Here is a 23,277-nt window from a genome sequence, read left to right as displayed (position 1 = left end):
CGGGCCGGGATCTACCGAGGTTTGGAGCCCGATGAGCCGTCAACCCCGCGAGAAGGGTCGCGCCGGTTCCTACGGGATCGCGGCTTTCCTGACCTTCCTCGGCTCGGCCGCCGGCCTGGTCGGGTGGAGCCGGTTCGCCATGAACCGCCGCATGGACCTGCCCCCCGCCCTGCCCGGCCGGCTCGAGACGCTCGCGACCGAGCGTGCCGGCGCAATCGCGCTCTACGGTTCGCGCGAGCAGGAGGGCGTGCCGCTGCTCCTGATCCACTCGATCAACGCGGCTGCGAACGCCTATGAGGTCCGCCCGCTCTACAAGCATTACCGCGACTCGCGTCCGGCCTATGCCCTGGACCTGCCGGGCTTCGGCTTCTCCGAACGCTCGCGCCGGCGCTACACGCCGCGCCTGATGGTCGAGGCGATCCATGCGGCTGTCGCCGAGATCCGCGGCCGGCATCGGGGCGGCGCGATCGACGCCATGGCGCTGTCGCTGTCGTGCTCCTACCTGGCTCGTGCCGCCGTGGAGCGGCCGGACGATTACCGCAGCCTCGGCCTGATCAGCCCGACGGGTTTCGACGCGCGGCTGTCCGGCGAGGGGCCGCCGGACGGTCACCGCGGCCGCGACGCCCTCCGCAATCTGCTCGACCGGCCGCCCTTCGGCCGGCCCCTGTTCGACGCCCTGGCCTCGCGGCCCAGCATGCGCTTCTTCCTGCAGAAGACGTTCGGCTCGAAGGACATCGACGAAGGCCTGTTCGCCTACGACCATGCCTCGGCGCACCAGCCCGGCGCCGAGCATGCCCCCTATTGCTTCATCGCCGGCCACCTGTTTCCGACGGATTCGACGCGGCTCTACGAAGAGCTGCGCCTGCCGGTCTGGATGGTGCACGGACGCCGCGGCGACTTCGTCGATTACCGGTTGGCGCCCCGGGTCGCCGGCCGGCCGAACTGGCGCGTCTTCAGCCTGCCGACGGGCGCGTTTCCGCATTTCGAGCGGCTGGACGACGTCACCGCGGATTACGACGCGTTCCTGGAGAGCTTGAGCCCGGTCACGCATCGGCCACAGGCGTGATCCGGTAGCGTAGCCACACGACGCCCCCCAGCAAGGGCTCGCAGGATGTCAGAGCGAGCTTGCACCGGCCACCCATGGAATCGGCCTCCTCCCCGGGGAAGTCGAACAGGGCCGGCGTGCCGGAGACGCCGTCGACGGCAGGCGCGAGCAGCAGGCTCAGTTCGTCGATGACGCCGGCCCTCAGCATCGAGCCGTTGATGCGGCCGCCGCCCTCGACCAGAAGCCGCTCGATCCCGAACAGCGCGCGCAGCTTGGCCAGCGCCAGCGCGAAATCGACCGTCTTCTCGCCCGCGAACAGGTACGATTGGCCGCCGGCTCGGAGCGCCCGCAGATGCGCGTCCGGCACCGATTCCGTGAGCACGACCACGACGTGATCGCCCTCGATGTCGTTTCGCGCGCCCCAATCCAGGCGCCCCTGCGCGTCGAGGGCCACGGCATAGCCTGACGCATCGCTCTTCGCGACGTGGTCATTCCGCGGAACCGGGCTCGCGTCGTCGCGAACCGGCTCCGGCAGCGGAGCGGCGCTGTCGGCATAGCCCTGCATGGTGACCCGTCCGCACATCCAGGCGTCGCCGTTCAGTTCGCCGTGGACGCGTTCGTAGTGGCTGTCGGCGTCGAGGGTCTTCCAGCGGCGGACCTTGATCCGGCCGTCCACCGAGGTGGTCATGTGGCAGATGACGTAGGGGCGCTGTGCGTCGGCCATGATGCGTTCCGGATGGTGGGTCCGGCCGAAACGATAGGCGCGAGACGCCGTCCGGCAACGCGCGAGCGTGGATCCGGAATGTCAGCGCAGCCGCAGGCGGGCGCGCAGCCGGTCGATGAGGGTGGGGTTCAGTTCCCGCCGCACCCGACGCTCGGCGAAGGCGTCGACGGAGAACCGGTCGGTCGGCACGCGCCGGAGGAAACGCTCGGCGATCTCGTAGACGACGAGGTCGGGCTTCACGGTGGCGACGTAGGCCCAGTCGATCTCCGCGGACCAGATCGCGTGCACCTCCCGGAAACTCTCGGCCAGCATCGCGGTGAGGCGCGGCCCCTGGTCGAACACGTAGGAATCGCCGAACAGGACCACGCGCCTTGGATCCGCAGCCTCGGGGTTGCGCATCACGGCGCGCGACCCGACGAAGAAGCCGCCTCGGCCGGCGACGCGGCCGGTCTCGCGCAGCTGGACCAGCGCGTTGGCCTCGCTGCGCTGCGCGCGGCGTTGAAAGGCGTGGGCGAAATAGGCTTCGTCCACCGGCGGCTTGAGCTTGCCGCCGAGGTCGAACACGAAGCGCGCGGTCTCGCCGGTCGCCTCGAGAACATGCCCGGCCGGGGTGACGCCGAGCGCGGCACAGAGCGCTTGATAGGCGGCGATGTAGCCCCGATGGTTCCAGTGCGTGTCGGTCTGCAGGTAGACCGGCCCCTCGGCGCGTGCCGCCTGCAGGGGCTCGTAGAGATCGACCAGCCGGGCTTCCGTTCCGGATGATAGGAGCCGGCCGAGCCGCAGGCCGGGCGGGTCGGCCAGGTTCGGGAACGGCCGGTCCAGCGTGTCCGCATGGATCGCGATCTTCTCCGGCACGATGGCGTGGACGTAGGTCGCGCCGAGCGCGCGCGTCCGCCGGACGCGGGTTTCGACGAGCCTTACCCAGCGGCGCAGCAGGCGGCGAGAGGCCGGGGAATCCGCATACAGATCGACCAGCTCGTTGGTCCGGCCGACCCAGAAGAGCCATCCGTCCCGCCCGACCGCGATACCGCGCGCGCCTGTCTCCGACAAAGGTCCGCCATCTCCCGTGAACGCCTTGCGGCGGCGTCGAGACATGCCGCCCGCCGGGGCCGGAGACAAGCGGGAAACACGGCGCTGCGGCGGCTTGGCGGTCTCATCGGGGACGCGGGCGGGACCGGGACCCGAGATTCCCTACACGAGGTGGAGAAGGATGCCCCAGCACAAGACGGTGATCGTCGAGATCGCCGTCGAGAGCGCGACGATCAGGGATGCCGCCGCCACGTCGCTGCGCAATTGGGCCGCGAAGACCACAACATTGCCCGCGACCGGCAGGAGGCCGAGGAGGCGCACGGTGTTGAGGTTGTCCGGCGCGATGGGGGCCCCCAGAGCGGCGAATAGGCCGATGACGGCGATGATCGCGAAGACCGATGCGATGTGGCGCCAGATCACCAGCTGCAGCGTTCCGCGGATCGCGGCGGCGGTGAAGCGGACCTGACTGGCCCCCAGCCCGACCACCATCATGCCGCAACCCGACATCAGCAGGGTCACCACACGGAACGGTGCATCGGCGCCCGGCGGCAGCAGGTCGCGCAATCCGAGCGCCTGACCGGCAAGCCCGGCACCGAACGCATACAGGGCCGGAGTCGTCGCGACCTTCCAGAGGCTCGTCGGGACCGAGAACCGGTCGCGCGCCACGAAGTAGAAGCCCACCGTGTTGCCGAAGATCAGCCCGCCGACATAGGCCATCACCAGGATCGGCAGGCTGTCGGGGCCGAACAGGGCCAGCCCGGTCGGGATCCCGAACCAGCCGATATTGGTGTAGCTGAAGGCGCAGAACGCCAGGCGGCGGGGAACGTCGGTCTTGCAGCGCGGCACGATCAGCGCGGCGCATAGCACCATGACCGTGCTGAAGGCCATCGACAGGGCGACGTTGCCGATCGCCGCGCCGACGTTCAGCGCCAGGGCGTTCTTGAACACGACCAGCGGGATCAGGACGTACATCAGCAGGCTGGAGAGATGCCGGATCCAGTCACGACCCGACAGGCGGCCGACACAGAACCCGGCGGCGATGGCCCCGTAGGCCGGGAGCATTCGCGAGATAAGATCACCGGCCAAATGTGCAGCTGCGTACATTTTTTATCGCTCTAATTTATTGCGGTTTGCTTTATTTTTGATGGGTAAGACTGAATATTATCGGTATTAATTGGCTATTCAAATTGATGCGCGCAGTTCGACATCGTCGTTCAACGCGAATCGCCTGCAACAAGATCAGAGACCTATGCATCACGTCGAGGCCTGACCGCGTGACACGCCGTGTCACGACTTTGCGCCCCCGCAGGCTCGCGGCCTGCCGTCGGCTCTCAGCCCGAAGATCGGCGATCACCGCCTGGACCGGGCCGTTTCATGCGACGGCCGGAGGTCCGCGACGGCGGTCCGCTCGAAGCCGGGTGCCGCCCGCATGGTGGACCGGCCCCATCCCGATCCTCTAAACGTGAGCGTGCCGCCCGGAGCGGCGACAGCCCGTGGAATCCGATGATCGACCTGACGCTCGAGGCCGCCCGCAGCATCGTGGACACCGCCCTGCGTGAAGCCCGGACCCGCGGATTGAAGCCGATGGCGGTGGTCGTGTACGACGCCCGCGGTGCGCTCAAATCCGTTTCGGTCGAGGACGGCACGTCGCTGCGCCGGGCCGAGATCGCCTGCGGGAAGGCCAACGGCGCCCTGGCTTTAGGCCTCGGCTCCCGGGCGATCCATGCCCGGGCCGAGGCGCAGCCCTATTTCGTCGCCGCGGTGAGCCACGTCGCCGGCCCGGCCGCGCTCGTGCCGGTCCCGGGCGGCGTGCTGATCCGCTCCCGCGAAGGTCGGCTGCTCGGCGCAGTCGGGATTTCCGGCGACACCTCCGACAACGACGAGATCTGCGCGGTGGCGGGGATCGAGGCGGCCGGCCTGGTGCCCGAGACCGGCGCCTGAGGATGGCGATCCGCCGGCGCGCGTGGCTGGCCGGCGCCGCCGCCCTCGCGGCCGTGCGGCCCACTCATGCCGGCGAATCCGGGCTCTACCGGCGCGGCAACGACGCCGATCCCGAGACCCTCGACCCGCACCGCTCGTCCACGGTGGCGGAGGCGCATATCCTCCGGGACTTGTTCGACGGCCTGGTCACGTACGACAATCACGGGACGATCATCCCGGGCGCCGCGCGATCCTGGACCGTCTCCGAGGACGGCCTGACCTTCCGGTTCGACCTGCGCCCCGACGGGCGCTGGTCGACCGGCGAACCGGTGACCGCCGACGATTTCGTCTACGCGTTCCGCCGCATCCTCGCCCCGGCCACGGGGGCGAAATACGCCGAGATCCTGTTCCCGATCCGCGGGGCGGCGGGGGTCAATCGCGGGCAGACCGGAGACGACGCTCTCGGGGCCATCGCGGAGGGGCCGCTCCGGCTCACGATCACCCTCGAGCAGCCGACGCCCTACTTCCTCGAGCTTCTGACCCACCAGACCGCCGTGCCGGTGCACCGGGCCTCGGTCGAGCGCTACGGCGACTCCTTCACCCGGCCGGACAACTTCGTGACCAACGGCCCCTATCGGCTGGTCGACCGGGTGCCGGGCGGCGGCATCACCCTGGAGGTCAATCCGCACCATCCCGAGGCGGGCGCGATCGCAATCCGGCGCGTCGCCTTCCTGCCCATGTCGGACATGGCGAGCGCCGTCCGGCGCTTCGCCGCGGGGGAACTCGACTCGCTGTCCGATCTGCCGGTCGACCAGATCGCCGACCTGCGCCGCCGCTTCGGGACCCAGGTCGTTCTCGGCCCGTCGCTCGGCCTCGAAGTCCTGGTCGTCAACACCCACAAGGCCCCCTTCTCGGACCGGAGGGTCCGCCGGGCCCTGTCGTTGCTCATTGACCGCGAATACCTGGCCGACGGGCTCTACGGCGGCACCATGAGCCCGGCCTACTCCATCTGCCCGCCGGACATCGACAATTACCGCACGCCCCCCGAAACGGAGGGTCGGCAGGGCCTGCCGATCGAGCACGAGGCCGAGGCGCGCCGCCTGCTGGCGGAGGCGGGCTTCGGCCCGGGACGGCCGCTGCGTGTGGAGTACCGGTTCAACGTCAGCGACAACAACCGCAACACCGCGGTGGCAATCGCCGAGATGTGGCGCGACCTCGGGATCGAGACCCGGTTCGTCTACACCGATGCCAAGACCCATTTCGCGTATCTGCGCGACGGCGGCGCCTTCGATGTCGCCCGCTACGCCTGGATCGCCGACTATTCGGACCCGCAGAATTTCCTGTTCCTACTCCAGACGGGCAATGACGGGCTGAATGCCGGCCGCTGGTCGAACACGGCCTATGACGCGCTGCTGGCCAGGGCCGGGTCGGAACGCGATCTCGGGCGCCGCGCCGACCTGATGTACGAAGCCGAGACGATCGCGCTGCGCGAACTCCCCTGGATCCCGCTGATGCATTACCGGTCGAAGGCGCTGATCGCGCCGCGGCTGCACGGCTACACACCGAACGTCCGCAACGCCGCGCCGACCCGCTTCCTGAGGCTCGACGCGTGATCCGCTTCATCCTGCGGCGGCTCGCGCAATCGGTACCGACGCTGTTCGCGGTCGTGGCCGTCAGCTTCTTCCTGATGCGGCTCGCGCCCGGCGGCCCGTTCGATCTGGAACGTCCCCTGGCGCCGGCCGCCATGGAGAACCTGCGCCGGGTCTACGGCCTGGACCAGCCGCTGCTCGCGCAGTTCGGCCGCTATCTCGCGGCCCTGGCGCGGGGCGATCTCGGACCGTCCTTCTCGTTCCGCGACATGAGCGTCCTCCACCTGATCGCCCGGGGCCTGCCGGTTTCGGCGACGCTGGGGGCGCTGGCCCTGGCGTTGGCCGCCTGTCTAGGTGTCGGGCTCGGGACCGTGGCGGCGCTCCGGCGGGGCGGTGCCCTCGACCGGCTGCTCGGCCTCGGGGCGGCGCTGACCCTGTCGCTGCCGAGCTTCGTCGTGGCGCCGCTCCTGCAAATCGTGTTCGGGCTGACCCTGCGCTGGTTGCCGCTCAGCGGCTGGGAGGGCGGTGCGCCGAGCCACCTGGTCCTGCCGGTGGTGACCCTGGCGCTGCCGCAGGTCGGCGCGTTGGCCCGGCTGACGCGGGCCTCCCTCGGGGAGGTCCTGCGCACCCAGCCGGTGCGGACCATGCGCAGCCTCGGCCTGCCGCCGGCGCGCATCACCCGGCACGCCCTGCGCGGCGCGCTCCTGCCGGTGGTTGCCTACCTGGCGCCCCTGGCGGCGGCGCTGCTCACCGGATCCGTGGTGGTCGAGACGATCTTCGGCCTGCCCGGGATCGGGCGCTACTTCGTCGAGGGCGCGCTCAACCGCGACTACACGCTGGTGATGGGCACCGTCCTGCTGGTGGCGGCGCTGGTGATCGCCCTCAACCTGATCGCCGACCTCGCCTGCGCCTGGCTCGATCCGCGCCTGCGGCGTGCCGCATGAGGGCTGGCCGTCTCTTGGCCGGGCCGGCTGCCCGGACTCTGTCGCGCCTTGCCCGCCAGCGCGTCGCGGTGGCCTCCCTGGCCGTGCTGATCCTGATTGCCCTGGCCTGCCTGTTCGGTCCGGCGCTGACCGGACACGATCCGACGCGCGCCTATCCGGATCTGCGCCAGCTCCCGGCCGGCCTGGCGGCGCAGCCCGATCCGGACCGTCTGCGCCCCGCCCTCGAACGCCTCGCCTTCCGGATGCGCGCCCGCCTCGACGACGTAGCCCGCGATGGCGACGCGCTGCGGCTCACGCTGAGCGCCGAGGCGGGGGTGGACCGGCGCAGCCTCGTCTACCTGCCGCGCTCCGACCTGTTCGGGGAGCCGCGGGTGATCGCCGACCCGGAGGGCGGCCACCGTCTCGTCGTGGCGGTGCCGGTGCGGCACCTGTATTTCCCGCTTGGCACCGACGTGCATGGCCGCGACCTGCTCACCCGCTGCCTCGTGGCCGGACGGGTCTCGCTGCTGATCGGGCTCACCGCCACGCTTGTCGCGCTGCTCATCGGCGTCGGCTACGGCGCCACCGCCGGCTTCATCGGCGGCGCCGTGGACGCCGTGATGATGCGGCTGGTCGACGTGCTCTACGCCCTGCCCTTCGTGTTCTTCGTCATCCTGCTGCTGGTATTCTTCCGGGCGAGCCTGACGCTGATGCTGGTGGTGATCGGCGCCGTCGAATGGCTCGATATGGCCCGCATCGTCCGGGCGCAGACCCTGTCCCTGCGCGAGCGCGACTTCGTGCGCGCCGCCCGCGCCCTCGGGCTCGGCACGCCCCGCATCATCCTGCGCCATATCGTGCCGAACACGTTCGGGCCGGTGGCGGTGGCCGCCACCCTGCTGGTGCCGCAGGTGATCCTGCTGGAGAGCTTTCTCTCCTTCCTCGGGCTCGGCGTTCAGGAGCCGCAGACGAGCTGGGGCGTCCTCATCGCCGAGGGCGCCCGATCGATCGAGTCGGCCCCGCATATGCTGGCCGGCCCGGCCGCCTTCCTGATCGCCACCCTGGTCGCGCTGACGCTGCTCGGCGACGGCCTCGCCGATGCCCTCGACCCGCGGTCCGACTAGAATCAGCCCAGCACCCTGATCGGGGAACCGGCGAGATACGCCTCGATATCCTCCACGGCCTGGGTGAAGAACGTGCGGTAATTGTTGCGTGTGACGTAGCCGACATGCGGCAGCGCCAGGGCGTTCGGCAGGCGCCGGAACGGGCTGTCCGCCGGCAGCGGCTCGGTCTCGAACACGTCGAGCCCAGCCCCCGCGATCCGGCCCTCCTCCAGGGCCCGGACCAGGGCGGCCTGATCGACGATCGGCGCCCGTGACGTGTTCACCAGGATGGCGCTCGACCGCATCCGGCGCAGCTCCGCGTCCCCGAGAAGCCCGCGCGTCCGGTCGCCGAGCACCAGATGGATGGAGACGACATCGCTGGCTTCCAGCAGGTCCTCCTTGGTTTCGGCACGTTCGACCCCGGCGGCGGCGGCCCGGGCGTCGTCCAGATTCGGGCTCCAGGCGATCACCCGCATGCCGAAAGCCCGGCCGATCCCGGCGACCCGCGTGCCGATCTTGCCCAACCCGAGGAGGCCGAGCGTCGCCCCGGCGAGATCGGTCCCCACCGTGCTCTGCCACGGTCCTCCGTCCCGCAGGTTCCTGGTCTCGAGCGGCAGATGGCGGGCGAGGCCGAGGATCAACGCCCAGGTCAGCTCGGTCGGCGGGGTCGGGCTCGATTCCGTGCCGCAGACCGTGACGCCGCGCGCCCGCGCCGCCGCCACGTCGATCGCGAGGTTGCGCATGCCGCTGGTGACCAGCAGCTTCAGGCGCGGCAGCCGCTTCAGCAGAGCCTCTGGGAAGGGCGTGCGCTCGCGCATGATCACCAGGATCTCGGCCTGATTGATCCGGGCGACGAGAGCGTCCTGATCGGCGACGTGATCGGTGATGGACGAGACCGCGACACGGTCGGACAGGCGCGCCCAATCGGCGAGGCCGAGCGCGGCGTCCTGGTAATCGTCGAGGATCAGGCAGGTTTGCACGATGGTCTCGCTTGAGGCCTACGGCTCGCAACGCTCCTGACGAGCGCCGTGTTCGTTGAGGCTCGGCCGTAGATCCGGGAAGCACGAAACGCGCTGGGTCGGTTGCCACCCGGCACGGACGACGCTGCGTGCGTGTGGTGAATCCTCACCCGGCCGCCGCCAGCGCCTCGAACGCCGCCGCGACGCCGGCCGCGCCCGGATCCTCCACACCGGCGAGATCCGCAGCCGCGAGGTAGCTGGAACGGCCGGTCGCGGCCCGGTCCATCCGGGCCGTGGCGGCGGCACCCGCGCGGGCCGCTGCGGCGGCGGCGTCGAGCCCGCCGGATTTAAAGGCGTCGAGCGCGGGGATCAGAGCGTCGAGCATCGTGCGGTCGCCGGGGCCGGCGCCGCCGTAATCCCGCACCCGGGCCACACCCTGGGCCAGGGCATCGGGCCAGGCCGCCCCGTCCGAGAGCGATGCAGCGGTGGCAGCGAAGAAGATCGAGGCGAGCACGCCGCTCGAACCGCCGACCGCGCGGCCGATCCGTTCGGCGAGCGCGCGGCACAGGGCAGGCGGATCGGCCTGCGGCAGCCGATCGAGATCCGCCTCGACCGCCCGGGCCGCGCCCGCGAAGGTCGTGCCGGTGTCGCCGTCGCCGACCTTCGCGTCGAGGGCGTTGAGCGCGCCCTCGGCGGCGATGAGAGCCCGCGCCACGGCGGCGATCCGGGCGCCCGCCACGGCATCGTGCGACGGCGCGAAGGTCTCGCCAGCCAGCCCTTCGGGAAGCGGGCGCAGGACCGGCGGCGCGATGCGCGTTGCGCCGGGCCAGGCCGGCATGGGTACCGGGGCAAGCAACGCCGGTTCGAGCGCGTCGTCCAGCGGCAGGATCGACAGCGACGCGCCGTGCATGTCGAGGGCGGTCATCAGCGGCGCCGGGCCGAAGAGGAGGCGCACGCGGCGTCCGAGCTCCGTGGCCAGGACAGCCTGGGTCAGGACCTGCATCTCCAGGGCCGTGGCCGAGCCGAGATTGTTGACCAGCAAGGCCAGCGGCCCGGCGCCCGAAAAGCGCTCGGTCATCAGCCGTGCCAGATCGCCCGCCTTGGGCAGCGCGATCCGCTCGACCCCCGGTTCGCCATGGATGCCGAGGCCGAGCTCGGCCTGACCCTCGGCAAGGCGCTCGCTGCGCGGCGAGCCCGGGATCGTGGCGGTCGAGACTGCGATGCCGAGCGACTGGGCCGAGGCCGCGACCCGCCGGGCCAGGGCCGCCACCGTCTCCAGCGGCGCGCCCGCTTCCGCGGCATGGCCCGCGATCTTGTGGACGAACAGGGTGCCGGCCACGCCCCGGGGCTGCTTGGCCTCCGGCAGGGCGATGTCGTCGGCCACGATCACGGTCTCGACCTTCTTGCCGAGCGCCCGGGCGCGCTCGGCGGCGAGGCCGAAATTCAGCCGATCGCCCGCATAGTTCTTGATGATCAGCAGGCACCCGGCCGGCCCGGTCACCGCCAGGATGCCGGCCAGCACCGCATCGACGCTGGGCGAGGCGAAGACATCGCCGCAAACCGCCGCGCTCAGCATGCCCGGCCCGACGAAGCCGGCATGGGCCGGCTCGTGGCCAGAGCCGCCGCCTGAGATCACCGCGACCTTGCCGGGATCCAGCTCGGACCGCAGCACGACGCGGATTCCCGGATCGCCGTCGAGCCGCGCGAGGCGACCGCCGCCGGCGGCCAGAAGCCCCGCGATGGCGCCGGTGACCAGGCTGGCGCGGGTCTCGATGAAATGGGCCATGGCTTGACCTTCTGCGATCTCCGTCCGCAGCTTTCGCCGCGCGGTTTCACAGCGGATTGTCTGTGCAATCGTGGCCGGCGGCGCAACGGCCGCCGCCGGGTTTCCCACGCCCCGAAGCCGCGCGGGCTATTCCTTCACGGCGCCGGTGAGCGCGGAGACGTAATACTCGACGAAGAACGAGTAGAGGATCACCAGCGGCAAGGAGCCGAGCAGGGCGCCGGCCATCAGCGAGCCCCACTTGTAGACGTCGCCGTCCACGAACTCGCTGACCACCGCGATCGGCACGGTCTTGTTCTGGGTCGAGGACAGGAAGGTCAGCGCGTAGATGAACTCGTTCCAGCACAGCGTCAGCGAGAAGATCCCGGCTGAGATCAGGCCCGGGAAGGCGAGCGGCAGGATAATCTTGGTCAGGATCTGCCACCGGCTCGCGCCGTCCATCAGCGCGCATTCCTCCAGCTCGTAGGGAATCGTCTTGAAGTAGCCCATCAGGAGCCAGGTCGAGAACGGGATCAGGATCGTCGGATAGGCCAGGATCAGGGCGATCGGCGAGTCGAACAGGCCGTAGGCCTGGACGATCGTGGCAAGCGGGATGAACAGGATCGAGGGCGGCACGAGGTAGGCCAGGAAGATCGCGGCGCCGACCCAGCCCGCACCGTTGAAGCGGATCCGCACGCAGGCATAGGCGGCCAGAACGCTGGCAAACAGCGAGAGCACGGTGGCGGCCACGGACACGTACATCGTGTTCCAGAGCCAACGCGGATACTGCGTCTCGAACAGCAGCTTGTTGATGTGCTTGAACGTCGGCTCGACCACCCAGAAGGGGTTGAACCGCTCCATGTCGATCAGCTGCTCGTCCGGTTTGATCGCCGTCAGCGCCATCCAGTAGAACGGGAACAGCAGCACCACGAGGATGATCACGAGCGGCAGGTAGGTGGTCACGAGCCGCCGGGGCAGGCGCTCGAGATAGGCCATCCCCTCGCTGTCGTCGGTGAGCCCGGCCGGGCGCGCGGCGATGACGGGCGCGAGGCGCGGGTCGGCATGGGCGGGCGGAGCGGGCGCGCTCATCGGTCGGTTCCCCCGGATTGCCAGGCCCGGCGCTGCAGGCCGAACCACGAGATGCCGATTGCGGCGAGCAGGAACGGCACCATCGCGGTGGCGATCGCGGCGCCCTCGCCCAGCGTCCCGGAGAGGATGCCGCGCTGATACGACAGGGTCGCCATCAGGTGCGTGGCGTTGACCGGGCCGCCCCGGGTCATCGCCCAGATCAGCTGGAAGTCGGTGAAGGTGAACAGCACCGAGAAGGTCATCACCACGGCGATGATCGGCGTCAGCAGCGGCAGGGTGATGCGCGAGAAGATCTGCCAGTTCGAGGCGCCGTCCAGCGTCGCGGCCTCGTAGAGCGAGGGCGAGACCGTCTGCAGACCGGCCAGCAGCGTGATCGCGATGAACGGCACGCCGCGCCAGATATTGGCGAAGATCACGCAGGCCCGCGCCATGCTGGGCTCGCCGAGGAAGTCGATGTTGCCGTCGATGATGCCGAGATGGCGCAGCGACCACGAGATGATCGAGAACTGGCTGTCGAAGATCCACCAGAACGCGATCGCCGACAGGACGGTGGGCACGACGAACGGGATCAGCACGATCGACCGGATGATCGACTTGAACGGCATGTTCTTGTTCAGCAGCAGCGCCAGGTAGAGGCCGACGCCGAACTTCACCACCGAGGCCACCACCGTGTACAGGCAGGTGTTGAACACCGAGAGCCAGAAGACGTCGTCGTCCCAGAGCCAGGTGTAGTTCTCCAGACCGATGAAGACGCCCTCGCGACCGATCCGGGTGTTGGTGAAGGACAGCCAGATGCCCTTCAGCAGCGGATAGGCGAGGAACAGGCCGAGGATCAGCGCGGTCGGCAGCATGAACCAGAAGCCCGCCCAGCCGCGGCTCGCGCGCAGGCGCTGCCAGGCCGAGCGGGTCGGCATCGCCAGCGGAGCGGGCTGTGTCAGGGCCGTATGCGCCATGGATTCGCCTCGGGGTCGTGGCCGCGGGCAAGCCCCGCGGCCCACCGCGTTCAGGTGTTGCGGAAGATGCGCTGGGCGGCGCGCTCGGCGTTGCGGATCGCGGTCTTCACGTCCTCGCGGCCGGTACAGTGGCTGGCGAACATGTCGACCACCACGAAGTCGGCCAGGACCGCGGCGACGCGCTCGCTGACGGGCGCCAGGCCGCCGGCCGCCCGGGAACGCCGTCCGGCTTCCGCGAAGACCGCGTTCTTCGGATCGCTCGTCCAGATCGGGTTCTTCGGGTAGTTCGACAGCGGCTCGCACAGGTAGCCCTGCGCGGCTTCCAGCCAGGGATTGTAGTTCGACGCCTCCATCATGAAACTGATGAAGGCCTTACAGGCATTGGGCGCCTTCGAGTATTTGAACGCCAGGATCGGGAATGCGAGCTGGAACTCGGTGGGCTTGCCGGCGGGGCCGATCGGCCAGACCGCGTGGTCCATATCCTCGGCGAGCTTCGGATTGTCCTTCTTGGCGGCGGCGTAGATCGAGATGCCGTTATGCGTCAGGTACAGGTCGCCCGCCAGGAACGCCTTGTTGTTGGAGGAATCGTTCCAGGACACGGTCCCCGGCACGAAGGTCTCGTACATCGCCTTGACGTATTCCAGCGCCTTGGCGGTTTCCGGCGAGTTGATGACGATCTTCTCGTTGGCGTCGACCAGGTTGGCGCCGTGGGACCAGAGCGCCCAATGGCACCAGGTGTTGGCGTCGCCGGTGGCGTGCCCGAGGGCGAAGCCCGCCGGCGTGTTGTTCTTCTTGAGCGCCCGGCACAGTTCGAGGAAGCCGGCGGTATCCTCGGGGAACTTGCTGAACCCGGCCTTCTGCATCGCCGAGATGCGGTAGTTCGGATAACCGCCGTTGAAGCCGACCGGGATCGCGATCCACTTGCCCTTCACCTTGCCGTAGGCCTCCGCCGACGGGAACCAGGGGCCGTATTTCTTGGCCAGCGACTCCGCGACATCCTCCAGCGGCAGGCACTTGTCGGGGAAGAGAGCCGGGAACGAGAACAGGCCCCAGACCATGTCGGGCCCCTGCCCGGTATTGGCGGCGACGGAGGCCTTGGGCTGGATGTCGTCGAAGGATTCGTTGGTCACCGACACCTTGACGCCCGTCGCCTTGGTGAAGGCGTCCACCATCCGCAGGAACGCCTCGTCCTCGCTGGGGATGAAGCGCTTCCAGCGCAGGATCGACAGGCTGGCGCCGGGCTCCGGCTTCCACTCAGCGGTCTGGGCCCAGGCCCGGGCGAAGCCGAGGAGGTCGGCGCCGGCGGCGAGGCCGGTCGCGGCGGCCCCCGTCAGGAGGGAACGGCGGTCGAGTTTGGGCATCGTGGCGTCACTCCCTGGATGGATCGGCCCGCCGGGAACGAAGCGGGTCCGGCTCGGCGACGGGGATCGGGTGCGGTCAGGTCGGCAGGCGCCGGCCCGTCTCGGCATCGAAGAAGTGCACGCGGTTCGGCCGCAGGTGGACGGTCTCGCCCGGCCCCTCGCTCACGCGCTCGCGCAGCACGCAGGTGAAATCCTGGCCCTGGGCCCGCACCGCCAGCATCGTCTCGGAGCCCGTCGGCTCGACCACCACGACCTCGGCGGCGATCCCATCGGGTGCCAGGTCGAAATGCTCCGGCCGCATCCCGAGGACCAGCTTGCGGCCCGCGACGCCCGCCGGTGCTTGAATCAGGGGAATGATCAGCCCCGTGTCGGCGGCGAAGACCAAGTGGCCGTTCCGCCGGACCGTCCCGCTCACGAAATTCATCGCCGGGGACCCGATGAAGCCGGCCACGAACAGGTTGTCGGGCCGGTCGTAGAGTTCCAGCGGCGGGCCGATCTGCTCGACCACGCCGTCATGCATCACCACGATCCGGTCGGCCATGGTCATGGCCTCGATCTGATCGTGGGTGACGTAGATGGTCGTGGTCTTCAGGCGCTGGTGCAGCTCCTTGATCTCGGTGCGCATCGCCACGCGCAGCTTCGCGTCGAGATTCGAGAGCGGCTCGTCGAACAGGAAGACCTGCGGGTCGCGCACGATCGCCCGGCCCATGGCCACGCGCTGGCGTTGCCCGCCGGAGAGCTGCCGCGGATAGCGGTCCAGGAGATGGGTCAGCCCGAGGATCTGCGCCGCCTTGCTGACGCGCTCGTCGATCTCGGCCGCCCGCGCCTTCCGGATCCGCATCGAGAACGCCATGTTCTCGCGCACCGTGAGGTGCGGATAGAGGGCGTAGTTCTGGAACACCATGGCGATGTCCCGCTCCTTGGGCGGGACATCATTGACGACACGCTCGCCGATACGGATCTCGCCGCCGGAGATATTCTCCAAGCCGGCAATCATCCGGAGCAAGGTCGATTTTCCGCAGCCCGAAGGCCCGACCAGGATCACGAACTCCCCGTCCCGGATGTCCACGGACACGCCGTGCAGGACGTTCGTCGACCCGAAAGCCTTGCGGACCTCGCGGATTCCCACCGAGGCCATGCTTCCTCCCAATCAGGGACGCTCTGACGGCGACTCCTGTCCAAACAGTACAATAGAGCCCATGCCGGAAAGCAAGTCGGCAGAACCTGAATTTTGAATCATATCGCGCTTCTGTCAGCCGCTTTCCCGTGTGAAGCTGGAGGGCGGGGACGACGGGTGACGACACCGCCGGCATGAAACATCCTGCCGGGACCCGAATCGATAGCGGGTGCTAAAGCGGGCCCGTATCGGCCCCGCTGAGCCGGGCCTTCCGGCAGGGACCGGTCGGGACGTGGCGCAGCGATAGGCCCTGACGCATGAGGACAGCATGGCATTATCCGGTCTGACCGCCCGCGAGATCCTGCCCGAGGATGCCGGTCGCGGGGCGCTGGTCGGGCGGGTGTGGCGCCCGGATGTCGGGGGTCCGAGCGTGGTGGCGATCCGCGCGGCTTCGGACGGCGATCTGCGGGCGATCGACGTCACCGCCCGGTTCGCGACGGTCAGCGACCTGTGCGAGACACCGGACGCGGCCGCCGCGCTGCGGGCCGCCGAGGGCGCGGATCTCGGAAGCCTCGACGCGATCGTGGCCAACACCCCGCCGGACGGCCGCGATCCCGGGCGGCCCTGGCTGCTCGCCCCGGTGGATCTCCAGGCGCTGAAGGCCGCCGGCGTCACCTTCGCGACTTCCATGCTGGAGCGCGTCATCGAGGAGCGGGCCCGGGGCGATCTCGCGGCCGCCGCAGCGATCCGCGCAGAGGTCGAACGGCTGGTCGGCCGCGACCTGCGCCGGCTGAAACCCGGCTCGGCCGAGGCGATGGCGCTGAAGGACGTGCTGGTCGCCCAGGGCGCCTGGAGCCAGTATCTCGAAGTCGGGATCGGGCCGGACGCCGAGATCTTCACCAAGGCGCAGCCGCTCTCGGCGGTGGGTTGCGGCGCCGATGCCGGGCTTCATCCGGATTCGCACTGGAACAACCCCGAGCCCGAAGTTGCCCTGGCCGTCTCGTCCCAACAAAGAATCGTCGGGGCGACGCTCGCCAACGACGTGAACCTGCGCGATTTCGAGGGTCGGTCGGCGCTGCTCCTCGGCAAAGCGAAGGACAACAACGCCTCCTGCGCCCTGGGCCCGTTCCTGCGCCTGTTCGACGAGACCTTCAGCCTGGACGATATCCGGCGCACCACCGTGACCCTCGAAGTGACCGGCACCGACGGGTTCCGGATGGAGGGCACCTCGCCGCTCGCCGAGATCAGCCGCGACCCGGAGGAGCTGGTCGGCGCCCTGATGGGGCGCACGCACGATTACCCGGACGGGGCGATCCTGCTGCTCGGCACGATGTTCGCGCCGATCCAGGACCGGCACGGGCCGGGGCTCGGCTTCACCCATGTCGAGAACGACCGCGTCGTCGTGGCGAGCCCGGAGCTCGGCCGGCTGGTCAACCGGATGCGCCCCTGCGACACCTGCGAGCCCTGGACGTTCGGCGCCCGCGCGCTGATGCGCAACCTCGCGGCCCGCGGGCTTTTGTGACAGAGGCTCGCGTTAAAACCGCCTGCCCGACGTGGCGCCCGCCGCAGAGACCGAGCCGATGACAGCCGCCGATTCCCTCCTCGCGCGTCTCACCGACATCGTCGGGCCGTCCGGCCTGGTCACCGGCGAGGAGCTGCGCGGCCGGTCCGCGAACTGGACCCGGCCGACCGAGCCCTGCGCGGCACGCGCCCTCGTCCGGCCGCGCGATACCGCGGAGACCAGCGCCGTGATGGCCGCCTGCCACGCGGCGGGGGTCGCCATCGTCCCGCGCGGCGGCGCCACCGGGCTTGTCGACGGGACCCTGTGCTCTCCGGACGAGATCACGCTCTCCACCGAGCGGATGACCGCGATCGAGCCGGTCGATCCGCTGGGGATGACCGTGGTGGTCGGCACCGGCGCCACCATCGAGAGCGTGCAGAACGCCGCCACGGAGCGCGGCCTGTTCTTCCCCCTCGATCTTGGCGCCCGCGGCTCGGCCACGATCGGCGGCGCGATCTCGACCAATGCCGGCGGGCTGCGGGTGCTGCGCTACGGCATGATGCGCGAGATGGTTCTGGGGCTGGAAGCGGTGCTGGCCGACGGCACGGTGGTCTCGTCCATGCGGCCGCTGATCAAGAACAACACCGGGCTCGACCTGAAGCAGATCTTCATCGGCACCGAGGGGACCCTCGGGATCGTCACCCGCGCGGTCCTGCGCCTGCGCCCGGAGCCGGCCGGCTACGCCACCGCGCTGATCGCCTGCCCGGGGGTCGATGACGGCGCCCGGGTCCTGCGCGCCGCCCAGAGCGCGTTCCAGGGGCGGGTCTCGTCCTTCGAGGGCCTGTGGCCGGACTTCTACCGGCTGATGACCGCCCCCGGCCGGGCGACGCCGCCGCTGGGCTACGATTACCCGTTCTACGCGATCATCGAGGTCGAGTGCGTGCCCGAGGAATCCGACCGGTTCCTCGGCCTGCTCGAAGGCCTGATGGGCGAGGGCACGATCCTCGACGCGGCCGTGGCCTCGTCGGAGGAGCAGCGCCGGGGGATGTGGCGCATCCGCGACCGGGTCGAGCACCTGAACGCTGACGGGATCGAGCGCGCCTTCGACGTCAGCGTGCCGCTCTCGAAGATGGATGGCTACGTTCGCGGGGCGCTGGACGGTCTCGCGGCGATCCCCGGCTGCCGGGCCGTCGTCTACGGGCATATCGGCGACAACAATTTGCACTGGAACACGACCCGCCTCGACGCCGCCGGCAACGCCGCCATCGACGCCGCGATCTACGCGCCGCTCGCCGAGCTGAACGGCTCGGTCTCGGCCGAGCACGGCATCGGCCTAGAGAAGCGCGGTAAGCTGCCCCTGTCGCGCTCCCCGGAGGAGATCGGCGCCATGCGTCTGGTCAAGCGCGCGCTCGACCCGGACAACCGGCTGAACCCGGGCAAGATTTTCTGAAAGCCAGTTCGATGGCGGCGATTCGGCTGGCGGTCCGCCTCACGCCGCGCGGCGGACGCGATGCGGCGGATGGCTGGGCGCGAGACGAGAAAGGCCAGCCCTACCTCAAGGCGCGGGTTTCCGCGCCGCCGGTCGATGGCGCCGCCAATGCGGCGCTGGAAAAGTTGATCGCCAAAGCGCTCAAGATCGGCCGCAGCTCGGTTCGAATCGCCGCCGGCGATCAAAGCCGGCTGAAGATTCTGGAGATCGACGGTATCACCCAGGCCGATCTCGACCGTGTATTCGGCTCACCCGATTAAACGACGGGCCGAGATGGATCCTCTCGGCCCGAACGCGCTCAGAACCCGACCTTGTCCCCGCCCTTCAGCGCCAGCATCTCCCGCGCCTCGTCGGGCGACGCGATGGCGAGGCCGAGGCCCTCGATGATCGAGCGGACGCGGCGGACCTGCGCGGCGTTGGTCTCGGCGAGCTTGCCGGGGCCGTCCCACAGGCTGTCCTCCAGGCCGACGCGGACGTTGCTGCCCATCGCGGCCGCCATGGCGGCGATATTCATCTGGTTGCGGCCGGCGCCCAGGACCGACCAGCGGTACTGATCGCCGAACAGCCGGTCGGCGGTGCGCTTCATGTGCATCACGTCGTCCGGATGGGCGCCGATGCCGCCCTGCAGGCCGAATACGGTCTGGATGAACAGGGGCGCCTTCACCAGCCCGCGGTCGAAGAAGTACTTGAGATTGTAGAGGTGGGCGGTGTCGTAGCACTCGAACTCGAACTTCGTGCCGTTCGGCGCGCAGGTGGTGAGGATGTGCTCGATCTGGCCGAACGAGTTGCGGAAGATGATGTCCTTGTTGCCGAGATAGTCCCGCTCCCACTGGTGCTTCAGGTCCTTGAAGCGATCGAGCATGCCGAACAGGCCGAAATTCATCGAGCCGAGATTGAGCGAGGCGACCTCGGGCTGGAAGGTCGCGGCGGGGCGCACCCGCTCCTCGATCGACATGGTCGGCGCGCCGCCGGTGGTGAGGTTCACCACGCAGCCCGAGCGCTGCTTGATCACCGGCAGGAACTTGGCGAACGCCTCGGGCGACTGGTCGGGCTGCCCGGTCTCGGGGTCGCGGGCGTGCAGATGGATGATCGCCGCCCCAGCCTCGGCGGCACCGATCGCGGCGTCGGCGATCTCCTCCGGCGTCACCGGCAGATGCGGCGACATGCTGGGCGTGTGGATCGCGCCCGTGACGGCGCAGGTGATGATGACTTTCCGCTGGGGGGCCATGCTCAGTCCTTCTGTGAACGCTTGTGGGCCCGCAGGGCTGCGAGCCGGTCGTCCCGGCGGCGCATGCGGGCGGGCAGATCCGCGGGCGCCCGCCACTGCGCCAGGATCGCCGCGGTGGCCGGCGCCTCGTAGACCGTGGGCGGGGCGGGATCGGCGGCGAGGCTCTTGTAGAAGCCGGTGTAGCGCGCGCAGTAATCGGCGATGCCGCCGGGGGCATTCAGCTCGATCGTCTCGAACGGCCCCATGAAGCTCCAGCGCAGGCCGAGCCCCTCCGCAACGGTCTTGTCGAGATCCTGCGGCGTCACGTAGCCCTCCGCGGCGAGACGGAAGGCCTCCGCCAGCAGCGCGCCCTGGAGCCGGTTGAGGATGAAGCCCTCGATCTCCTTCAGCACCGTGATTGGCACCTGCCCGATGGCTTCGTAGGTCGCTCGGGCGCGCTCCAGGATTGCCGTATCCGTCCAGGGTGCGCCGGAGATCTCCACCAGCGGGATCAGGTGCGGCGGGTTCACCGGATGCCCGATCAGGCAGCGCCCGCGGCCGGGCAGGCCTTCCGTGAACAGCGAGCAGCGGATCGCCGAGGAGGATGAGGCGATGATCGCGTCGGGGGGCGCCAGCGCGTCGAGCTCGGCGAAGAGAGCCTGCTTCACGTCGAGCCGTTCCGGCCCGTTCTCCTGAACGAAGCCGACACCGTCGAGGCAGGCGGCGAGGCCTTCCGGTGCGCGGATGCGGCCCGCGGCCCCTTCCGGATCGGGGCAGAGCCCGTGCTCGGCCAGAGTCCGAAGGCCCTCGGCGCAGAGCGGGATCGCGGCCTGGGCGACGCCGTCCACGGCATCGAACAGGCGCACGTCCCAGCCGGCGCGGGCGAAGATCATCGCCCAGGCCCGGCCGATCAGGCCGGAGCCGATGATCGCGACGCTGTCGGTCATAGCCACAAAACCTTCCGCCGCAGTTCCTGATCGTCGCGCAGAAGGCGCGATTCGCCGGTCCATTGGACGCTGCCGCGCTCCAGCGCGACCGTACGGTCCGAGAGCGCCAGCGCGAGGTCGAGGTGGTGGTCGACCAGGATGATCGCGATCTCCCGGCGCAGACGGTCGAACGCCTCGAACAGTTCCTCGGTCACCGCCGGCGACAGGCCCTCGAACGGCTCGTCGAGCAGCAGGAGCCGGGTGTCGCCGGACAGCGCCCGGGCCACCGCCACCATCTGCTGCTCGCCGCCCGACAGGCGCGCGGCGTCGACGGTCCAGCGCTGCTTGAGCCGCGGGAAGAACTCCAGGACCTTGTCCTCGTCCCAGTGGATGCCGGCGCCGGTGAGCCGCCGCAGCCGGCCGAGTCCGAGATTCTCGGCGACGCTCATCCCGGAAAACAGCGCCCGGCCCTGCGGCACGTAGCCGATGCCGAGGCGGGCGATCCGATCGGGCGTCAGCCCGGCGATGTCCTGGCCGGCCAGCACGATCCGGCCGGCGGCCGGGGGCGCGGTGCCGATCAGCGTCTTCAGCAGGGTCGACTTGCCGGCGCCGTTGCGGCCGAGCAGGGCCACGACCTCACCCTTGTGCACGGTGAGGTCGACGCCGTTGAGGATATGCGACTTGCCGTAGAAGGTATCGACGCCGGCCATGGAAAGCAGCGTCTTGGGCGCCGCTGCGCTCGCCCGGGGCTTGGCGGCGATCGCCTCCGTGCCCGAGCCGAGATAGACCGCCTGGACCCGTTCGTCGTCCCGGGCATCGGCCACGGAGCCATCGACGAGCACGGCCCCGTCGGCCATGACGGTGACCCGGTCGGCGAGGCGGAAGACCCGATCGATGTCGTGCTCCACGAGCAGCACCGGGATGTCGGCCGAGAGCGCCTTGATCAGGTCGCCGACGCGCTCGCGCTCGGCGGCGGCGAGGCCGGCCAGCGGCTCGTCGAGCAGCAGCACCCGGGGCCGCGTGGCCAAAGCCAAACCCATATCGAGGAGGCGCTGCCCTCCGTAGGAGAGGCTGCCCGCCTCCGCCTTCTCGATCCCGGCGAGGCCGGTCCAGCGCAGCAGCTCGGCCGTGTCGTCGGCGATCTCCCGGACGCCGAGGGCGTCGCGCCAGGGGCTCATATGGGCCGGATGGCGCGCCTGGACCGCGAGCCGGACATTCTCCTCGACGGACAGGCCCGGGAACAGGTTGGTGATCTGGAACGAGCGGCCGAGCCCGGCCCGGGTGATCGCGTGCGGCTCGAGCCCGGCGATCTCGCGCCCGTCGAGGAGGATCCGGCCGGCATTCGGCCGGAACAGGCCGGAGAGCAGGTTGAACGCCGTGGTCTTGCCGGCGCCGTTCGGCCCGATCAGCGCGTGCAGGGTCCGGTCGGCCACCGCGAAGGACACGCCGCGCACCGCCGCCACCGGCCCGAAGCTCTTCCGGATGTCCTCGGCGACCAGGACCGGCCCGTCCGCGCGGCCCTCCGCGATAAACCGCGGGGGCACCCGGCCGGAGGCGCCGGCCCGGCGCGCGGACATGGCGGCGCCCTCGCTCGGCAAGCGGCGGAACGGCCGCATCAGCCGGGCGGCGATGCCGACGAGCCCGTCCGGCGAGAACACGATGAAGGCGACGAACAGCAGCCCGAAATACAGCAGCCAGTCGGCTGTGTAGATCGACAGGAATTCCCGGAACAGGATGTAGAACAGGGCGCCGAGCGCCGGTCCGAGGAACGAGCGCATCCCGCCGATCACCACCATGGCGAGCAACTCGCCCGAGAACGCGATGGAGATCGGGTCGGCCGAGGTGAAGCGGTGGCTGTAGGCGGAGAGCGCCCCGGCGAGCCCGGTGATCGAGGCCGAGATCACGAAGGCGGCGAGCTTGTAGCGGTTGGTCGCGTAGCCGAGGAAGCCGGCGCGCTGCTCGTTCTCCCGGATCGCGACGAGCACGGTCCCCATGGGCGAGCGCCGGAACCGCCAGAGCCCGACCAGGACCAGGAAGGCGATGCCGGAGACGGCCGCGTAATAGGCGCCGGGCTGCTGCAGCGCCTCCCAGCGGTGCGAATTGCCGATGCCGTTCTCGCCGCCGGTGAGGTCGGTCCAACGGAACGCGATGGCGTAGAGCATCGCGGTGAACGCCAGGGTCAGCAGCGAGAAGTAGACACCCCGCCGCCGCAGGATCAGCGCGCCGCCGGCCAAGGCGGCGAGGCCGGTGATCGCCAGCGCGCCGACGAGCGGCACGGCCATGTCCCCGGGCGCCAGGCGGGTCTGCAGGATCGCCACCGCGTAGGCGCCGATCCCGAACCACGCCCCGTGGCCGAAGGAGACGAGGCCGGTCCAGCCGACCAGGATGTTGAGGCCGAGGACGGCGAGCGCGAAGATCACCACGTCGGTGGCGGTGATGAGCGTCAGGCCGATCGCGTCCAGCGCGAAGGGCAGGACGATCAGGGCGGCGAGCGCGGCCCAGAGCTGGCGGCTCTCTCGCAGGATCAGGCCGCGCTGGGGCATGGCCAGCGGCAGCGGTTCGGCGGTTCCGGACATGGAGCTG

Annotated in this window: 20 protein-coding genes; 8 read left to right on the top strand and 12 right to left on the bottom strand. The window is 70.1% G+C overall.

Features of this window, described 5'->3' with window-relative positions; all coding sequences use genetic code 11:
• Positions 1–31: 31 nt before the first annotated feature.
• Positions 32–1,066: an alpha/beta fold hydrolase gene (locus LGR69_RS00375; protein ID WP_230364839.1), complete on the top strand. Its 1,035-nt coding sequence runs from the start codon at positions 32–34 to the stop codon at positions 1,064–1,066.
• Here the strand turns inward: LGR69_RS00375 and LGR69_RS00370 are convergent.
• The 3 genes from LGR69_RS00370 to LGR69_RS00360 all read right to left on the bottom strand — a co-directional run bounded on the left by LGR69_RS00370 (position 1,044) and on the right by LGR69_RS00360 (position 3,860).
• Positions 1,044–1,769: a dihydrofolate reductase family protein gene (locus tag LGR69_RS00370; protein WP_230364838.1), complete on the bottom strand. Its 726-nt coding sequence runs from the start codon at positions 1,767–1,769 to the stop codon at positions 1,044–1,046. The genes LGR69_RS00375 and LGR69_RS00370 overlap by 23 nt on opposite strands.
• A gap of 81 nt (positions 1,770–1,850) precedes the next feature.
• Entirely contained in the window at positions 1,851–2,819 is a 969-nt protein-coding gene (locus LGR69_RS00365; protein WP_230364837.1) for an alginate O-acetyltransferase AlgX-related protein, read from the bottom strand.
• A 141-nt stretch (positions 2,820–2,960) separates the two neighbouring features.
• Positions 2,961–3,860 carry an AEC family transporter gene (locus LGR69_RS00360; RefSeq protein ID WP_230364836.1) on the bottom strand — a complete coding sequence of 300 codons (900 nt, stop codon included), beginning with the start codon at positions 3,858–3,860 and terminating at the stop codon, positions 2,961–2,963.
• A gap of 441 nt (positions 3,861–4,301) precedes the next feature.
• On the opposite strand from LGR69_RS00360, the gene LGR69_RS00355 reads away from it, so the two are divergent.
• From LGR69_RS00355 to LGR69_RS00340, 4 genes are read left to right on the top strand one after another with little or no spacing between them, the layout of a single operon-like run.
• Positions 4,302–4,739, top strand: coding sequence for a GlcG/HbpS family heme-binding protein (locus LGR69_RS00355; protein WP_007562119.1), 438 nt, complete (start codon positions 4,302–4,304; stop codon positions 4,737–4,739).
• A gap of 2 nt (positions 4,740–4,741) precedes the next feature.
• Positions 4,742–6,331, top strand: coding sequence for a peptide ABC transporter substrate-binding protein (locus LGR69_RS00350; protein ID WP_230364835.1), 1,590 nt, complete (start codon positions 4,742–4,744; stop codon positions 6,329–6,331).
• Entirely contained in the window at positions 6,328–7,251 is a 924-nt protein-coding gene (locus LGR69_RS00345) for an ABC transporter permease (protein WP_230364834.1), read from the top strand. Before LGR69_RS00350 ends, LGR69_RS00345 begins: the two co-directional genes overlap by 4 nt.
• A complete protein-coding gene (locus LGR69_RS00340; protein ID WP_230364833.1) occupies positions 7,248–8,351 on the top strand; it encodes an ABC transporter permease in 1,104 nt (367 codons plus the stop codon). Before LGR69_RS00345 ends, LGR69_RS00340 begins: the two co-directional genes overlap by 4 nt.
• A 2-nt stretch (positions 8,352–8,353) precedes the next feature.
• Here the strand turns inward: LGR69_RS00340 and LGR69_RS00335 are convergent, their stop codons facing one another.
• From LGR69_RS00335 to LGR69_RS00310, 6 genes are all read right to left on the bottom strand, one after another.
• Positions 8,354–9,310 (bottom strand): D-2-hydroxyacid dehydrogenase family protein, encoded by a 957-nt coding sequence (locus LGR69_RS00335; RefSeq protein ID WP_230364832.1) that lies wholly within the window; start codon positions 9,308–9,310, stop codon positions 8,354–8,356.
• A gap of 145 nt (positions 9,311–9,455) precedes the next feature.
• Positions 9,456–11,075, bottom strand: coding sequence for a dihydroxyacetone kinase subunit DhaK (locus LGR69_RS00330; RefSeq protein WP_230364831.1), 1,620 nt, complete (start codon positions 11,073–11,075; stop codon positions 9,456–9,458).
• A 126-nt stretch (positions 11,076–11,201) separates the two neighbouring features.
• A complete protein-coding gene (locus LGR69_RS00325) occupies positions 11,202–12,140 on the bottom strand; it encodes a carbohydrate ABC transporter permease (RefSeq protein WP_370881344.1) in 939 nt (312 codons plus the stop codon).
• Positions 12,137–13,093, bottom strand: coding sequence for a carbohydrate ABC transporter permease (locus tag LGR69_RS00320; protein WP_050734498.1), 957 nt, complete (start codon positions 13,091–13,093; stop codon positions 12,137–12,139). Before LGR69_RS00320 ends, LGR69_RS00325 begins: the two co-directional genes overlap by 4 nt.
• Before the next feature lie 50 nt (positions 13,094–13,143).
• On the bottom strand, positions 13,144–14,454 hold the full coding sequence (locus LGR69_RS00315; RefSeq protein WP_007562102.1) for an ABC transporter substrate-binding protein: 1,311 nt from the start codon (positions 14,452–14,454) through the stop codon (positions 13,144–13,146).
• Positions 14,455–14,530: 76 nt separating this feature from the next.
• Positions 14,531–15,592: an ABC transporter ATP-binding protein gene (locus LGR69_RS00310; protein ID WP_230364830.1), complete on the bottom strand. Its 1,062-nt coding sequence runs from the start codon at positions 15,590–15,592 to the stop codon at positions 14,531–14,533.
• Between the two features lie 307 nt (positions 15,593–15,899).
• Here LGR69_RS00310 and LGR69_RS00305 point away from each other — a divergent pair, with 307 nt between their 5' ends.
• Genes LGR69_RS00305 through LGR69_RS00295 form a run of 3 tightly spaced genes read left to right on the top strand, consistent with a single transcriptional unit; the run spans position 15,900 to position 18,821 of the window.
• Positions 15,900–17,093 (top strand): fumarylacetoacetate hydrolase family protein, encoded by a 1,194-nt coding sequence (locus LGR69_RS00305; RefSeq protein ID WP_230364829.1) that lies wholly within the window; start codon positions 15,900–15,902, stop codon positions 17,091–17,093.
• A 58-nt stretch (positions 17,094–17,151) separates the two neighbouring features.
• Entirely contained in the window at positions 17,152–18,522 is a 1,371-nt protein-coding gene (locus LGR69_RS00300) for an FAD-binding oxidoreductase (protein ID WP_230364828.1), read from the top strand.
• Between the two features lie 11 nt (positions 18,523–18,533).
• A complete protein-coding gene (locus tag LGR69_RS00295) occupies positions 18,534–18,821 on the top strand; it encodes a DUF167 family protein (protein WP_007562094.1) in 288 nt (95 codons plus the stop codon).
• A 38-nt stretch (positions 18,822–18,859) separates the two neighbouring features.
• On the opposite strand, the gene LGR69_RS00290 is transcribed toward LGR69_RS00295, so the two are convergent.
• From LGR69_RS00290 to LGR69_RS00280, 3 genes are read right to left on the bottom strand one after another with little or no spacing between them, the layout of a single operon-like run.
• Positions 18,860–19,789 carry a beta-keto acid cleavage family enzyme gene (locus tag LGR69_RS00290; RefSeq protein WP_230364827.1) on the bottom strand — a complete coding sequence of 310 codons (930 nt, stop codon included), beginning with the start codon at positions 19,787–19,789 and terminating at the stop codon, positions 18,860–18,862.
• A 2-nt stretch (positions 19,790–19,791) separates the two neighbouring features.
• Entirely contained in the window at positions 19,792–20,715 is a 924-nt protein-coding gene (locus LGR69_RS00285) for a 3-hydroxyacyl-CoA dehydrogenase (protein WP_230364826.1), read from the bottom strand.
• A complete protein-coding gene (locus tag LGR69_RS00280; protein ID WP_230364825.1) occupies positions 20,712–23,270 on the bottom strand; it encodes a branched-chain amino acid ABC transporter ATP-binding protein/permease in 2,559 nt (852 codons plus the stop codon). Before LGR69_RS00280 ends, LGR69_RS00285 begins: the two co-directional genes overlap by 4 nt.
• Positions 23,271–23,277 lie beyond the last annotated feature (7 nt).

It is taken from the genome of Methylobacterium brachiatum (genome assembly GCF_020523825.1).
In the GTDB taxonomy this organism is placed as follows: Bacteria; Pseudomonadota; Alphaproteobacteria; order Rhizobiales; family Beijerinckiaceae; genus Methylobacterium; species Methylobacterium brachiatum.
Note: the sequence above shows the minus strand (reverse complement) of the source record. Positions and strands in the feature narration are given on the sequence as shown.